Below are 14,846 nucleotides of genomic sequence, written 5' to 3'. Positions count from 1 at the left end.
GCCTGCGGTGACCGCCCACAACGAGGCGGCACGCGAGAGAGCCTTGCAGCGGCCCGGGATGCAAGAGAACCGGGGTTCAGCGCTGGCGCAGGGCGAGGGCCGCCGACACACCGCGACGCGCGAGCAGCGCGGGCCGACACCCGTGCTGCGGGACGCCGGGGGACCGGCATGTACTGACAGCTCAGGTGGTTCCGCGGCGTCCCGCGTTACCCCTCGCCAGCCATGCCTCCGGCGCTCGCAGCGCGCGGAGCCGATGACGCGTGCGGCAGGGCCCGGACCTACCGGCGCCGGCACGGGGCACCTGATTCCGGGCGCCGAGGGATCGCGGCTGCTGCGGCCCCTGCAGTCCCAGGATCGTCGTCACCCCGGGTTCCGACCCGCGCCGCCGCGAGGCTTCCTCGTTGTAAGCGCCGGCGGGAGCGCGTAGAAGCGGTTCGGAACGGTGCCCCGGCGACGGGGTGAAAAGGGAATGCGGTGAGAGGGCGACCTCGATTCCGCGGCTGCCCCCGCAACTGTGAGCGGCGAGCGCCTGCCATCGGCCACTGGAGCGATCCGGGAAGGCGGCGGGCGCGGCGACCCGCGAGCCAGGAGACCTGCCGTTCCCCCGCGATCCTCGAACGCCGCCGGCGGGGCGGCCGGAGACACGTGCATCATGTCGACTTCACCTCTGCCGACTTCGACCCTGACCCTCGCCGGCGCCCGCACGAACGAGCGCCTCGGCGCCGTGCTTCTCGCCGCCTTCCTCGGCCTCGGGCTCGTGTTCATGGCGGGCTTCGCGCCGGCCGCCGAGCTGCACAACGCCGCCCACGACTTCCGGCACGCGCAGAACTTCCCCTGCCACTGACCGCGTCGCGTCGGACGAGGGGTTTTCCATGATCATCCGGTTGGTGTCGGCGGCGCTGGTCGCCGGCTTCCTCGCGGCCGTCGTCGCGACGGGCCTGCAGCTCACGCTGACCTCGCCGCTCATCCTCGCGGCCGAGCGCTACGAGGGACAGGCCGCGCTCGACGCGCCTGGCCTCGCCTCGCTGATCGTGCCCGTCCACGCGGATGCCGGCGCGCATCACGGCGAGGGGGCGGTCTGGGCGCCCGGAGCCGGCCTGCCGCGCATGGCCTTCACCGCGCTCGCCACCCTCGTCGGCGCCGTGGGCTACGCGTTTCTGCTCGGCGCCGCGCTCCTCGCCTGCGGCCGCGAGCCGAGCCCCGAGACCGGCCTGCGCTTCGCGGTCGCCGGCTTCCTCGCCGTGGCGCTCGCCCCGGCGATCGGCCTGCCGCCGGAGCTGCCGGGCATGGGGGCCGCGCCGCTGGCCGAGCGCCAGTTCTGGTGGGTGATGACGGCCGCCGCCACCGCGATGGGCCTCTACCTCATCGCGATCCGCCGGGTGCCGATCGCCATCCTCGGCGGCCTCGTCCTCATCGTCGCGCCCCATCTCGCCGGGGCGCCGGGCGTGGACCACGCGAGCGGCACGCTGCCGGCCGGCTACGCCGCCTCCTTCGCGGCCCGCTCGCTGGCGGTCTCCTTCGTGTTCTGGGCGGCGATCGGGCTCGCCTTCGGCTGGTCCTGGCAGAGCTTCGGCCGCTCGCGCACGGTGGCCGCCCGTGCCTGACACCATCCTCTACGTCTGCACCACCTGCCGCGGCGCGAACGACGCGTCGGAGCCCCGCGCCGGCGCCCGCCTGCTCGCGGCGCTTCGCGAGGCGGCCGGCCCCGCCGGGCCCCGGATCGAGGGCGTCGAGTGCCTCTCCGTCTGCAAGCGGCCCTGCACGGTCGCCGTCGCCTCCGAGGGCCGCTGGACCTACGTCTACGGCGACCTCGACCCGGCGGAATCCGCCAGGACCATCCTCGAGGGGATCGGCCTCTACGCGGAGACGCCCGACGGCATCGTGCCCTGGAAGGCGCGGCCCGAGGCCTTCCGCAAGGGCGTCGTCGCCCGCATCCCGCCCTTGAACCAGAACCTTCCGGACGCCGCTGAATGACCCTCGTGACCAAGATCCCCTGCACCATCGTCACGGGCTTCCTCGGCGCGGGCAAGACGACGCTGGTGCGCCACCTCGTCGAGAACGCGGGCGGGCGGCGGCTGGCCATCATCGTCAACGAGTTCGGCGACATCGGCTTCGACGGCTCGTTCCTCGCCGCCTGCGGCATCCAGGGCTGCGGCGACGAGGACATCGTCGAGCTCGCCAACGGCTGCATCTGTTGCACCGTGGCCGACGATTTCGTGCCGGCCCTCAACAAGCTCCTCGAGCGCGCCGACCCGCCCGAGCACATCCTGATCGAGACCTCCGGCCTCGCCCTCCCGAAGCCCCTCGTCCAGGCCTTCCTGTGGCCGGCGATCCGCTCGCGCGTCACCGTCGACGGCGTCGTGGCCGTGGTCGACGGGCCGGCGGTCGCCTCCGGGATGTTCGCGGACGATCCCGCCGCGCTGGCCGACCAGCGCGCGGCGGATACGAGCGTCGACCACGACAACCCCCTGGAGGAGGTCTTCGAGGACCAGCTCCTCTGCGCCGACCTCGTCGTGGTGAACAAGGCCGACCTCCTCGACGAGGCGGCCCGCGCCTCCGTGCGCGCGACGATCGAGGCGCATCTGCCCCGCGCGGTGAAGCTCGTCGAGACCGAGCACGGCCGCATCGATCCGCGCGTGCTGCTCGGCCTCGGCGCCGCGGCGGAGGACGACCTCGACGCCCGGCCCTCCCATCACGGGGAGGGCGAGGACCACGACCACGACGATTTCGATTCCGTCGCGATTCCCGTGGCCGCCAGCGCCACGGCCGAGGACCTCGCCGCCCGCGTCGCCCGGGCGACGGAGACGGCCGGCGTGCTGCGGATCAAGGGCTTCGCCGAGGTCTCCGGCAAGCCGATGCGCCTCGTCGTGCAGGGCGTCGGCACCCGCATCGCCCACCATTACGACCGGCCCTGGTCGCGCAGCGAGCCCCGCGACGGCCGCCTCGTCGTGATCGGCCTTAAGGGCTTCGACCGGGACGCGGTCGCCGCCGCCCTCGGAGGGTGATGCGCTTGGGGGATGAGGTGAGCCCATGCACCTGATCCGCGTCGACACCGTCTCCCTCGACGAGGGCGAGGCCGCCATCGATCTCGGCCAGTCGCCCGGCGACATCGTCTTCCTGTCCTTCACGGATTCCGACCTCGTCGGCATCGGCAACGCGCATGCGGCCGAGGGCGCCGGGGCAGCCTTCCCATCGCTTCGCCTCGCCAAGCTCGCCAGGCTCCGCCACCCGATGTCCGTCGATCTCTACGTCGACGCGGTGATCGCCCGCTCGAAGGTCGTGGTGATCCGCTGCCTGGGCGGTCTGGACTACTGGCGCTACGGGGTGGAGCGCGCGGCGGCAGCCGCCCGGGCGAACGGCGTCAGGCTCGCCGTGCTGCCCGGCGATGACCGGCCCGACCCGCGCCTCGACGCCTTCTCGACCGTGCCGCCCGATCTCGCGCAGGAGCTCGACGCCTATTTCCGCGCCGGCGGCCCCGACAATCTACGGCAGATGCTGCGTCGGCTCGCCGCCGAAATCGGCTGGCCGATCTCCGCCGCGCCGCCGCGGCCGCTGCCGCGCGGCTTCGTCTGCTGCCCGGGCTGCGGCCCGGTTTCCCTGGAAACGGCCCTGGCGGCCGGACGCCACGTGGTCGAGCCCGCGCGAGGCTCCCTCTCCCAAGGGGAGAGGGAGGACCCGCGCTCGGGCCACACCGTTGCTGGCCGTGGAGGGGCGCCGACAAGTCGGAACAGCCCGCTCGCGCTCATCCTGATCTATCGCTCGGCGGCTCTGGGCGGCGACACGGCGCCGGCCGCGGCGTTGGCCCAGGCGCTCGGGCTCCGCGGGATCGCCTCCGTGGTCGTCGCCGTGTCGAGCCTCAAGGACCCGGAGGCCCTCGCGGCGTTGCGCGACGTGATCATCGCCGTCGGGCCCGATCTCATCATCGCGGCGACGGCGTTCTCCGCGCGCGAGGATGCCGGCTTCGTGCTCGACGCGGCCGACTGCCCCGTTCTGCAGGCCTTCACGGTCGGCGCATCCCGCGCCGCCTGGGAGGCGTCCGCGCGCGGCCTGAGCGCGGCCGACCTCGCGATGCAGGTGGCGCTGCCGGAGTTCGACGGCCGGCTGGCGGGCTTCCCGATCTCGTTCAAGGAGGAGGGGCCAGAGGGCGAACGCCGGGCGATGCCCGACCTCGGCGGCATCGCGGCCCTCGCGGACCGTGCCGCCGCCTGGATCCGGCTCGCCCGGACCCCGCCGGCCGAGCGGCGCCTGGCGCTCGTGCTCTCCGACTACCCGGCCCGCGGCGGCCGGGCCGGCTTCGCGGTGGGCCTCGACACGCCCGAGAGCGTGCGCTCGATCCTGGCGACCCTCGATGAGGCGGGATACGGCGTCGGCGAGGCTCCGGAGCCCGATGCGCTGATGCGGGCGCTGACCGGCGGCGGGGCCGGGTTCACCGTCGCGCTCGACGCCTATCGCGCCTGGCTCGCGACGCTGCCGCCGGTCGATCGCGACACGCTGCTGTCGCGGTGGGGCGAGCCGGAGGCCGATCCGCTGTGCGAGGAGAGCGCCTTCCGGTTCCGGATGGTCGTTCCAGATGATGGGGCGCACCTCTCCTCCCCCTTGTGGGGAGGAGCTGGAGGTGGGGGCGGTTCCGCTGGCCTCGACACAGGGTCGCCCAGCCACCCCCACCCCTGCCCCTCCCCACAAGGGGGAGGGGACACCCCGCGCGTCGCCATCTTCCTTCAGCCCGACCGGGGCCGTGCCGCCGACCGCAAGGCCGGCTACCACGACCCGGACGAGCCGCCGACCCACGCCTATCTCGCCTTCCATCTCGGCCTGCGGGAACGCTTCGACGCGCTGATCCATCTCGGCACCCACGGCACCACCGAGTGGCTGCCGGGCAAGGCCGTCGCCCTGTCGCCCGGATGCTGGCCTGCGCTCGCCATCGGCGCGCTGCCGGTGGTCTACCCCTTCATCGTCGACGACCCCGGCGAGGCCGCGCCCCTGAAGCGCCGGCTCGGCGGCATTGCGCTCGGCCACCTGACACCCCAGACGGGAGGGGCCGGGCTCGACCCGGAAGCCGCGCGCCTGCGCGAACTCGTGGAGGAGTACTCCGCCGCCTCCGTCCTCGATCCGCGCCGGGCGGCGATCCTGAGCCGCACCATCCTCGACGAGGCGGGATCGGCCGGGCTGCTCGCCGGCGCCGGGATCGCGGCGGACACGCCGATGCCCGATGCGCTCACCGCGCTCGACGCCCATCTCTGCGATCTCGGCGAGGTCACGATGCGCGAGGGCCTGCACGTGTTCGGGCAGGCCGAGGCCAGCGCTTCGGACCACGTGAAGGCCTGCGCCGCCGGCGAGCGCGCGGGGCTCCTCGCGGCGCTGGACGGACTTTTCGTGCCGCCCGGCCCGGCCGGCTCGCCGTCGCGCGGCCGCACCGACGTGATGCCGACGGGGCGCAACCTCACCACCCTCGACCCCCGCGCCCTGCCGACCCGGGCGGCGACGGAGCTCGGCGTCAGGGCGGCCGAGGCGGTCGTGCGCCGCCACCTCCAGGACGAGGGGCAATATCCCGCCCGCATCGTCATGGATCTCTGGGCCTCGCCGACGCTGCGCACCGGCGGCGAGGACGTGGCGCATGCCCTCGCGCTGATGGGCGTGCGCTCGACCTGGGACCATGCCTCGACCCGGGTCACCGGCTTCGAGATCCTGCCCCTGGCCCTCCTCGACCGGCCCCGGATCGACGTGACGCTGCGGGTCTCGGGCGCCTTTCGCGACACTTTCCCGGAGACGCTCGCGCTCCTCGACCGCGCCGCCCGCGCCGTCGCCCAGCGCGAGGAGGAGGACGAGGAGAACCCGCTCGCCGCCGCCCGCCGCCGGGGCGAGGGCGCGGCCCGGGTCTATGGCGCCGCGCCGGGTCGCTACGGCGCCGGGGCCGGCGAGACGGCCCTCGACGGCGTCTGGGCGAGCCGCGACGACCTCGGGCGTGCCTATCTCGAGGCCACATCCCATGCCTATGGCGGACCGGAGGAGGGGGCCGATGACGGCTTCGCGGCCCGGGTCGCCGGCGCCGACGCCTATTGGCACGCCTTCGACGTGGCCGAGCGCGACCTCTTCGACGGCGATGCCGCCGCGGAGGCGATGGGCGGCTTCGCGGCCGCGGCCGCTCTCACCGGCGGCCGGCCCGCGCTCTACAGCCTCGACGTCTCCGTCCCCGAGGCGCCCCGCGCCCGCACCGCCCGGGAGGACGCGGCCCGGCTGATCCGGGGCAGGCTCGGCCATCCACGCTGGATCGCCGCCCAGCTCCGCCACGGCTACCGCGGCGCGCAGGAACTGGCGCAGGGCGTCGACGCGGTCTTCGTGCTGGCCGCAACCACCGACGCCGTCAGCCATGCCGATCTCGACCGGCTCTACGGGGCGATGATCGGCGATCCCGACATCTTCGATGCGTTGCAGGCGGCCAACCCGGAGGCCGCCCGCGCCATCCTCGAACGCTTCGACGACCTGCGCCGCCGCGGCCTCTGGCAGAGCCGCCGCAATGCGATGGCCGCCGACGAGCTGATCCGGGAGGCGGCGGAGTGAGGCCCTTCTCAGCTGAGAGCGCCGATCGCGCGCATCGCTTCTCTCTGCAAGTCGGTAATAGGGGGACGCGCACCGGACTGACGCAGTCGCTTGTTCACCCACCTGTGTCATTCCGGGGCGCCGCAGGCGAGCCCGGAACCCAGAGCCATCGGTGGTTCTCCAGATTGCCAGGTCAGCGGCTCTGGGTTCCGGGCTCTGCTGCGCAGCCCCGGAATGACAACCGCTGTGCGAACGTCATTCGCAACCGCGCCGTCCTCCAACAGAGTGACTCCGGGTGTGCCGCCTGCGGTTCTCTCGGAGGCACACCATGACCATGCCGCGCCGCGTCGCGCCGCAGGCGCCCACCCGCCGCGGCTGGTGCCCGAGCCTCGCCCGTCCGATGCCGACGGGGGACGGGCTGCTGGCGCGGGTGCATCCGCCGCTCGGGCGCCTGACGCCGCGGCAGGCCGAGGCGGTCGCCGAGGCCGCCCGGACCTATGGCAACGGGCATATCGACGTCACGGCCCGCGCCAACCTCCAGATCCGCGGCGTGGGCGAGGCTACGCGCGCGGCCCTGGCGAAGGCCCTCGGCGCGGTCGGCCTGGGCGACGTTCGGGATGACGGCGGCCCCCAGCGCCTCACGCTCACCGATCCTCGCGCCGGGCTCGATGCAGACGCGTGGATCGATGTCGAGGGCCTTGCCCGCGCGATCGAGGCCGCTGGGGTCGGCATCGCCGGCCTGCCTCCCAAGACCCTGGTGGCGATCGAGGCGCGTCCGGGCCGACGGGACGGGCCGGGAAGCGACGCCGATCTCCGGCTCGTCGCCATCGCGCCGGGCACGCTGGCGCTGGGGCTCGCCGCGGAGGAGGGCTCGGATTGGTTCGGCGGGATCGCCGAGGGAGGGGCGCCGGCGCGCGTCGCGTCGATCCTCCGCGATTTCGCCCGCAGCGGCGCGCGCCGCCTTCGCGACCTCGCGCCCGAGGCACGGCGTCGTCTCGCGGGGGAATTGCCTCCCGCGCCGGAGCCCACGGGCGGCGCCGAGGCTGCCCGTCCCGGGCTGGCGCGGGCCGGCGAAGGTCTGACCCTCGCCCTCGACGCGCCCTTCGGGCGCTGCACGGCGGATGCTCTCCTCCAGCTCGCGTGCTGGGCCGCCCGGCTCGGCGGCGACGCCATCCGCCTCTCGGCCAGCCGCGGTTTCGTGCTGACGACGCGGGACGAGGCGGCCGCGCGGGCGGCTTCCGAGGCGCTCGCCGGACACGGCTTCGTTCTGGCGCCCGACGATCCCCGCGGCGCCGTCGCCGCCTGCCCCGGCGCGCCGGCCTGTGCCTCGGGCACGACGGCGACGCTGCCGGACGCCGCGCAACTGGCCGAGGCCTTTCGCCCCTTCGCCGCGCGGGGCCTGCGGGCGCATGTCTCCGGTTGCGCCAAGGGCTGCGCTCATCTGGCGCCCTCCGACCTCACCCTCGTCGGGGAAGGCGGAGCCTACGGGATCGTCCTGCGCGGCGGCCCCGATGCGTTGCCGGCGATTCGAATGACTTTCGAGGCGGCGCTGGACCGCGTAAGGAGGGCCGACGCGACCCTCCCCCTCGATCAGGCCTTCAGGACACCGTCATGAGTTCGCGCCTCGATTATCTGCGCGACGGCGGAGCCATCTACGCCCGCTCCTTCGCGATGATCCGCGCCGAGGCCGACCTCGCCCGGTTCAAAGGCACGGCCGAGCGGGTCGTCGTGCGCATGATTCACGCCTGCGGCATGACCGACCTGCCCCGCGACGTCGAGATGTCGGAGGGCTTCGCGGAGGCGGGTGCGGCGGCGTTGCGGGCCGGCGCGCCGATCCTGTGCGACGTTCGCATGGTCGCCGATGGCGTCACCCGGGCGCGCCTGCCCGCGAGCAATCCCGTTCTCTGCACGCTCGGCGACGCGCGCGTGCCGGACCTCGCCGCCAGGATGGAGACCACCCGCTCGGCCGCGGCGATGGAGCTCTGGCGCGAACACCTGCCCGGCAGCGTCGTCGCCGTCGGCAACGCGCCGACCGCCCTGTTCCGGCTCCTCGAGCTCCTCGACGAGGGCGTGGCGCCGCCCGCCGCAATCATCGGCATCCCCGTCGGCTTCGTGGGTGCGGCCGAGTCGAAGGAGGCGCTCGCCCGCGATGGGCGGGTGCCCTTCGTCGTCGTTCACGGCCGCCGCGGCGGCAGCGCCATGACGGCGGCGGCCGTGAACGCGCTCGCCAGCGAGATCGAGTGATGGAGGCGGGCGAGCGCATTCCCGTCGCGGAGCCGGTTGAGGGTCCGGAGGCGCCCGTGCACGCGGTGACGGGCACGCTGTTCGGCGTCGGCATGGGGCCGGGCGATCCGGACTACCTGACGGTGCGGGCCATGCGCGTGCTCGCCCAGGCGCCGGTGCTCGTGCATTTCTGCAAGAAGGGCCGCCGCGGCAACGCCCGCACCATCGCCGACGCGGTGATGCGCGACGCCTCGCGCGAGTTCCCGCTCGTCTACCCCTACACGACCGAGCTGCCGCCGGACGATCCCGAATACATCGGTGCGCTCGCCGCCTTCTACGACGACGCGGCGGGGCAGCTCGCCGACCATCTCGGCGCCGGCCGCGACGTCGCGATCCTCTCGGAGGGCGATCCGTTCTTCTACGGCTCCTTCATGCATCTCTGGCGCCGGCTGAAGGACCGCTTTCCCGTCGAGGTCGTGCCCGGCGTCACCGGCATGTCCGGTTGCTGGACCCGGGCGGCGACCCCGATCACCTGGGGCGACGACGTGCTGACGGTGCTCCCCGCCACGCTGGGCCGGGCCGCCCTGGTGGCGCGTCTGGCGGCGACGGACGCCGCCGTGATCATGAAGCTCGGCCGCCACCTGCCCAAGGTGCGCTCCGCTCTCGACGAGGCGGGATTGCTCGCCCGCGCCATCTACGTGGAGCGCGGGACCATGGCGGGCGAGCGCGTGCTGCCGCTCGCCGAGAAGTCCGACGATGCCGCGCCCTACTTCTCCATGGTGCTGGTGCCCGGCGAAGGCCGCCGGCCGTGAGCGCAGGAGATCTTGGAGGCAGCATCACGGTGGTCGGCCTGGGCCCCGGCGATCCGCGCCTCCTCACCGCCGCCGCGACGCAGGCCCTGGCCCAGGCCGAGGACCTGATCGGCTACCATCCCTACGTCGCCCGCGTGCCGGAGCGGCCGGGCCTGATGCGGCACGCCAGCGACAATCGCGTCGAGGTCGACCGGGCGCGCCACGCCCTCGAACTCGCCGCATCGGGCCGGAGAGTCGCCATCGTCTCGGGGGGCGACCCCGGTGTCTTCGCGATGGCGGCGGCCCTGTTCGAGGCGATCGAAACCGGCGATACGACCTGGCGAGAGCTCGCGATCAGCGTCGAGCCCGGCATCACCGCGATGCTCGCTGCGGCCGCTAGGCTCGGCGCGCCGCTCGGAGGCGATTTCTGCGCCCTCTCGCTGTCGGACAATCTCAAGCCCTGGGACGTGATCCTCGCCCGCCTCGAGGCGGTGCTGCGGGCCGATCTCGTGATTGCCCTCTACAACCCGATTTCCTCGGCCCGGCCCTGGCAGCTTGGCAGGGCGCTGGGTCTCGCGGCCGAGATTCGACGGCCTGAGACGCCGGTGATCCTGGCCCGTGCCGTCACCCGGCCGGACGAGAGCATCCGCGTGCTCACCCTGGAGGAGGCGCGCGAAGCTCCGGCCGATATGGCGACCCTCGTGATCATCGGTGCTTCCACGACGCGGCTCATAGCGCGCGGGGAGGGGACGCAGCCCTTCGTCTACACGCCGCGCAGCGTCGGGTCGGGGAAGGCGGCGTGAGCCCGCACCGCCGCTCAGGTTCTGCGGAACTCCGCGAGCCAGGCCAGCGCGGCCTCGGCATCCGCCACCGAGGGCACCGCGGGCTTCACCGGCTGGCGCACCATCACCACCGGCAGGCCGAGCGCCCGCGCCGCGGCGATCTTGCCGTAGGTGGCCGGCCCGCCGGAATTCTTGCTCACCAGCACCTCGATCCCCGCTTCCGCCAGGAATCCCGCCTCGACCGCCGCATCGAAGGGGCCGCGCGCGGTGATGGCCGTGAGGCGCGGCACGGGCAGTCCGTCGCCGATGGGCTCGATCGTGCGCACCACGTAGTCGTGCTGCGGGGCGCTGGCGAAGGCGCCGAGTTCCTGCCGGCCGATCGTCAGGAAGACCTTTCGCGGGGTCTCGCCGATCGCGGCCGCGGCGGCAGGAAAGTCCCCGACCTCGATCCAGTGGTCCCTGGCCTCGCGAGGCCAGGCGGGGCGCCGGATCGCCAGCAGCGGGACACCTGCCGCGGTGCAGCCGTGGGCCGCGTTGGCGCTCATCCGCGCCGCGAAGGGATGCGTCGCGTCGATGACGAGGTCGGCGTTCTCCGTCCTGAGCCAGCGGGCAAGGCCATCCGCGCCGCCGAATCCGCCGACCCGAGTGGTCACGCGCTCGGGCTTCGGCGCGCCGGTGCGGCCGGCGAGCGAGAGCGTGACGGCGAACCGCGATATCGCGGCGAGGCCACTCACCAGGGAACTCGCCTCGCCAGTGCCGCCGAGGATGAGAAGGCGCAGAATTCCGTCAGGCATGGGGATGCTTCTCGATGAGCGCCGGGCCGCTGTCGAGCGCTCCCTGGCTCGCGATCGTCGGCATCGGCGAGGACGGCCGGGCTGGCCTGAGTCCGGCTGCGGCGGCGGCCCTCGACGGTGCCGAGCGGGTCTATGGCGGGCGCCGCCATCTTGCGCTCGCCGCGCCGCTCGCCGCCGAGACCCGCGCCTGGCCGAGCCCGATCCACGAGGCCTATGCCGAGATCCTCGAAGGGCGCGGGCGGCCGACCTGCCTGCTCGCCAGCGGCGATCCCTTCCATTACGGCATCGGCGCCGAGATCGCCCGTCTCGTGCCGGCCCGGGAGATCGCCGCCTTCCCGGCCCCGTCCGCCTTCAGCCTCGCCTGCGCCCGGCTCGGCTGGCCGCTCGCCGAATGCGCCTGTCTCACGGTGCACGGTCGGGCGCTCGCCCGGATCGTGCCGCACCTGCAGCCGGGCGCGCGGCTGCTCGTTCTCTCCTGGGACGAGACGACCCCCGCCGCCATCGCGGGCCTGCTCACCGAGCGCGGCTTCGGCGATTCGAGGCTCATCGTTCTCGAATCGATGGGCGGGCCGCGCGAGCGCATCCGCGAGGAGAAGGCCGCTGCCTTCACGCTGTCCGGGATCGACCCGCTCAACACCGTCGCGATCACGGTGGCCGCCGGGGCGGGCGCACGGGTGATCCCGCTCAGCCCCGGTCTCGACAATGGCTGGTTCGAGAACGACGGGCAGCTCACCAAGGCGGAGGTCCGGGCGATCACCCTCTCCGCCCTCAGGCCCCGGATCGGCGACCTGCTCTGGGACGTGGGCGCCGGCGCCGGCTCGGTGGCGATCGAGTGGTGCCTGCGCCATCCCGCCAGCCGGGCGATCGCCATCGAGGCGCGCGCGGACCGGGCCGAGCGGATCCGGCGCAACGCCGGGGCGCTCGGCGTGCCCGACCTGGGAATCGTCGAGGGCCGCGCCCCGGACGCCCTCGACGGCCTCGACCCACCCGATGCCGTGTTCGTCGGCGGCGGCGTCTCCGAGCCGGGTCTCCTCGACGCGGCGATCGCCGCCCTTCGACCGGGCGGGCGCTGCGTCGTCAACGCCGTCACCCTGGAGGGCGAGGCGGCCCTGCTCGACCGCTTCGCCAAGATGGGCGGTGCCCTGCGACGCCTCGCGATCAGCCGCGCCGACCCGGTCGGCGGGATGCACGGCTGGCGCAGCGCGATGCCGGTGACGCAATGGGTCTGGACGAAGCCGTGAGCATTTCGGGCCTGCAGCTCGTCGCCGGCATCGGCTTCCGTCGGCGGACGGAGACGGAAGAGATCGTCGGGCTGGTCCGGCGAGCGCTCGCCTTGATCCCGGGCGAGCTTCAAGTGGTGGCGACCGCCGCCGACCGGGCGGGCGAGGCGGCCCTGCGCCGCACGGCGGAAACCTTCGGCCTGGTGCCGGTTGCGGTCGAGCCCGAGGCCCTCGCCGCCGTCGATTCCCGCGTGCCGACCCGCTCGGTCCGGATCGAGGCCTCCCGCGGCGTGGGCTCGGTGGCCGAGGCCGCGGCGCTGGCCGCCGCGGGGGAGGGCGCCGTCCTCGTCCTGCCGCGCATCGCCAGCGCCGGCGCGACCTGCGCCCTCGCAGCAAGGCCCCCGGAGGCGCGAGGATGACGATCCACTTCATCGGCGCGGGCCCGGGTGCCGCGGACCTGATCACTCTGCGCGGGAGGGATCTGATCGCCCGAGCGCCGGTCTGCCTCTATGCCGGCTCCCTCGTCGCGCCCGAGATCCTGGGCTGGTGCCCGCTGGGCGCCCGCATCGTCGACACCGCGCCGCTGGACCTCGACGCGATCATCGCGGAGTGCCGTGCCGCCCATGAGCGGGGCGAGGACGTCGCCCGGCTCCATTCGGGCGACCTCTCGATCTGGAGCGCGCTCGCCGAGCAGACGCGCCGGCTCGACCGGCTCGGCATTCCCTACACGGTCACGCCGGGCGTGCCGGCCTTCGCCGCCGCCGCCGCCGTGCTCGGTCGTGAACTCACCGTGCCGGGACTAGCCCAATCCGTGGTCCTCACCCGCACCTCGGGACGGGCCAGCGCCATGCCCGAGCGCGAGCGTCTCGCCGCCTTCGCCGCGACCGGGTCCACTCTCGCGCTCCACCTGTCGATCCACGTGATCGAAACGATCGTCGCCGAACTCACGCCCTTCTACGGAGCGGATTGCCCTGCCGCCGTGGTCTTTCGCGCCACCTGGCCCGACGAGCGCGTGCTCGAGGTGACGCTCGCCACGATCGCGACGGCGGTCGCCGAGGCCGGGCTCGAGCGCACGGCGATCATCCTGGTGGGGCCGGCGCTGGGCGCGACCGATTTCCGCGAAAGCGCGCTCTATTCGACCGAGTACGACCGCCGCTTCCGCCCGACCGGCGGAGGCGCCTCATGAGCGCGCCCGGCCTCCTGATCGCCGCGCCCCGGTCGAGTTCCGGCAAGACGACGGTCACGCTCGCCCTGATGCGGGCCCTGCGCCGGCGCGGAGTCGCGGTGCGGGGCGCGAAATGCGGGCCGGACTACATCGACCCGGCCTTCCACCAAGCCGCGACGGGGTTCCCGAGCTTCAATCTCGACAGCTTTGCGATGCCCGACGCGTTGCTCGACTCGGTGGCGGCGCTCGTCTCGGGCCAAGCGGACATCGTCGTGGCCGAGGGCTCCATGGGCCTGTTCGACGGCATCGTCGCGGGCGAGGGCCGGACCGGCGCCAATGCCGACATCGCCGCGCGCTACGGCTGGCCGGTCGTGCTCGTCCTCGACGTCTCGGGCGCGGCGCAGTCGGCGGCCGCGATGGCGCTCGGTTGCGTGCACTACGACCCTCGCATCCGGATCGCCGGCGTGATCCTGAACAAGGTCGCGAGCGCCCGCCACCGGCGGCTCGTCGAGGCGGGACTCGCGCGGGTCGGCATTCCGGTGCTCGGCGCCCTCATGCGCGACGCCGGCCTCGTCCTGCCGGAACGGCATCTCGGCCTCGTCCAAGCGCGGGAGACCGGCGATCTCGAGGCCCGCCTCGACCACCTCGCGGACCTTGCCGAGGCGGGACTCGACCTCGACGCGATCCTGGCCGCCGCCCGGGAAGGTCCGGCGCTGATCGCGGGTGCGCTGCCTCGCCCGCCGGGCCAACGCATCGCGGTGGCCTCGGACGCGGCCTTCTCGTTCCTCTACCCGCATATGGAGGCGGGTTGGCGGGAATTGGGCGCCGAGCTCGTGCCGTTCTCGCCGCTGGCCGACGAAGCCCCGCCGGCGGATTGCGACGCCTGCTGGCTTCCCGGAGGCTATCCGGAGCTGCATGCCGGCCGAATCGCCGCGGCCTCCCGGTTTCTCGGCGGGCTTCGCGCCTTCGGGACGGATCGTCCCGTCCACGGCGAGTGCGGCGGCTACATGGTGCTCGGCGAAAGCCTGGAAGACGCCGACGGCGTCGCGCACGCGATGGCCGGGCTCCTGCCCGTCGCGACGTCCTATCGGACGCGGCGCCTGCACCTCGGCTACCGCGTCGCGACGCTGGTTGCCGACGCTGTGCTCGGCCCCGCGGGCTCACGCCTCGTCGGGCACGAATTCCACTACGCGAGCGAGTTGACGCCGCGGCCGGGACTGGATCTGGCGCTGGCGGAGGTCACCGATGCCGAGGGCGTGCCGCTGGGCCTTGCCGGCCATCGGCAAGGCCGCGTCACCGGCAGCTTCTTCCACCTGATCGCGGGGACCTGAGGG

Annotated in this window: 14 protein-coding genes and 1 riboswitch; of the genes, 13 read left to right on the top strand and 1 reads right to left on the bottom strand. The window is 74.1% G+C overall.

What is annotated here, in order from left to right; translation table 11 throughout:
* Positions 1 to 423: 423 nt before the first annotated feature.
* A riboswitch (cobalamin riboswitch) is annotated at positions 424 to 615 on the top strand.
* Positions 616 to 652: 37 nt separating this feature from the next.
* From MFF55_RS19965 to cobJ, 9 genes are all read left to right on the top strand, one after another.
* Positions 653 to 844, top strand: coding sequence for a CbtB domain-containing protein (locus tag MFF55_RS19965; protein WP_238245860.1), 192 nt, complete (start codon positions 653 to 655; stop codon positions 842 to 844).
* A gap of 28 nt (positions 845 to 872) precedes the next feature.
* Positions 873 to 1,604 (top strand): CbtA family protein, encoded by a 732-nt coding sequence (locus MFF55_RS19960; RefSeq protein ID WP_238245859.1) that lies wholly within the window; start codon positions 873 to 875, stop codon positions 1,602 to 1,604.
* Positions 1,597 to 1,974 carry a DUF1636 family protein gene (locus MFF55_RS19955; RefSeq protein WP_238245858.1) on the top strand — a complete coding sequence of 126 codons (378 nt, stop codon included), beginning with the start codon at positions 1,597 to 1,599 and terminating at the stop codon, positions 1,972 to 1,974. Before MFF55_RS19960 ends, MFF55_RS19955 begins: the two co-directional genes overlap by 8 nt.
* Positions 1,971 to 3,005 (top strand): cobalamin biosynthesis protein CobW, encoded by a 1,035-nt coding sequence (gene cobW, locus MFF55_RS19950; RefSeq protein WP_238245857.1) that lies wholly within the window; start codon positions 1,971 to 1,973, stop codon positions 3,003 to 3,005. The genes MFF55_RS19955 and cobW overlap by 4 nt, the downstream gene beginning before the upstream one ends.
* 25 nt (positions 3,006 to 3,030) lie before the next feature.
* The gene (cobN, locus tag MFF55_RS19945; RefSeq protein ID WP_238245856.1) at positions 3,031 to 6,558 is read left to right on the top strand and encodes a cobaltochelatase subunit CobN; all 3,528 of its coding nucleotides are present in this window, start codon (positions 3,031 to 3,033) and stop codon (positions 6,556 to 6,558) included.
* A gap of 307 nt (positions 6,559 to 6,865) precedes the next feature.
* Positions 6,866 to 8,152, top strand: coding sequence for a precorrin-3B synthase (cobG, locus tag MFF55_RS19940; RefSeq protein WP_238245855.1), 1,287 nt, complete (start codon positions 6,866 to 6,868; stop codon positions 8,150 to 8,152).
* Positions 8,149 to 8,781 (top strand): precorrin-8X methylmutase, encoded by a 633-nt coding sequence (locus MFF55_RS19935; RefSeq protein ID WP_238245854.1) that lies wholly within the window; start codon positions 8,149 to 8,151, stop codon positions 8,779 to 8,781. The genes cobG and MFF55_RS19935 overlap by 4 nt, the downstream gene beginning before the upstream one ends.
* The gene (locus MFF55_RS19930) at positions 8,781 to 9,572 is read left to right on the top strand and encodes a precorrin-2 C(20)-methyltransferase (protein WP_238245853.1); all 792 of its coding nucleotides are present in this window, start codon (positions 8,781 to 8,783) and stop codon (positions 9,570 to 9,572) included. Before MFF55_RS19935 ends, MFF55_RS19930 begins: the two co-directional genes overlap by 1 nt.
* Positions 9,569 to 10,354 carry a precorrin-3B C(17)-methyltransferase gene (gene cobJ, locus MFF55_RS19925; RefSeq protein WP_238245852.1) on the top strand — a complete coding sequence of 262 codons (786 nt, stop codon included), beginning with the start codon at positions 9,569 to 9,571 and terminating at the stop codon, positions 10,352 to 10,354. The genes MFF55_RS19930 and cobJ overlap by 4 nt, the downstream gene beginning before the upstream one ends.
* 14 nt (positions 10,355 to 10,368) lie before the next feature.
* Here the strand turns inward: cobJ and MFF55_RS19920 are convergent, their stop codons facing one another.
* Positions 10,369 to 11,127: a cobalt-precorrin-6A reductase gene (locus MFF55_RS19920; RefSeq protein ID WP_238245851.1), complete on the bottom strand. Its 759-nt coding sequence runs from the start codon at positions 11,125 to 11,127 to the stop codon at positions 10,369 to 10,371.
* Between the two features lie 14 nt (positions 11,128 to 11,141).
* Here MFF55_RS19920 and cbiE point away from each other — a divergent pair, with 14 nt between their 5' ends.
* From cbiE to MFF55_RS19900, 4 genes are read left to right on the top strand one after another with little or no spacing between them, the layout of a single operon-like run.
* Positions 11,142 to 12,368, top strand: a complete 1,227-nt coding sequence (cbiE, locus tag MFF55_RS19915; protein WP_238245850.1) for a precorrin-6y C5,15-methyltransferase (decarboxylating) subunit CbiE — start codon at positions 11,142 to 11,144, stop codon at positions 12,366 to 12,368.
* Positions 12,347 to 12,766: a cobalamin biosynthesis protein gene (locus MFF55_RS19910; protein ID WP_238245849.1), complete on the top strand. Its 420-nt coding sequence runs from the start codon at positions 12,347 to 12,349 to the stop codon at positions 12,764 to 12,766. Before cbiE ends, MFF55_RS19910 begins: the two co-directional genes overlap by 22 nt.
* A complete protein-coding gene (gene cobM, locus MFF55_RS19905; protein ID WP_238245848.1) occupies positions 12,763 to 13,533 on the top strand; it encodes a precorrin-4 C(11)-methyltransferase in 771 nt (256 codons plus the stop codon). Before MFF55_RS19910 ends, cobM begins: the two co-directional genes overlap by 4 nt.
* Positions 13,530 to 14,843 (top strand): cobyrinic acid a,c-diamide synthase CobB, encoded by a 1,314-nt coding sequence (locus MFF55_RS19900; RefSeq protein WP_238245847.1) that lies wholly within the window; start codon positions 13,530 to 13,532, stop codon positions 14,841 to 14,843. The genes cobM and MFF55_RS19900 overlap by 4 nt, the downstream gene beginning before the upstream one ends.
* Positions 14,844 to 14,846: the final 3 nt, after the last annotated feature.

The sequence above is a fragment of the Methylobacterium iners genome (genome assembly GCF_022179305.1).
Classification (GTDB): Bacteria; Pseudomonadota; Alphaproteobacteria; order Rhizobiales; family Beijerinckiaceae; genus Methylobacterium; species Methylobacterium iners.
This window is presented reverse-complemented; position numbering and strand designations above follow the sequence as displayed.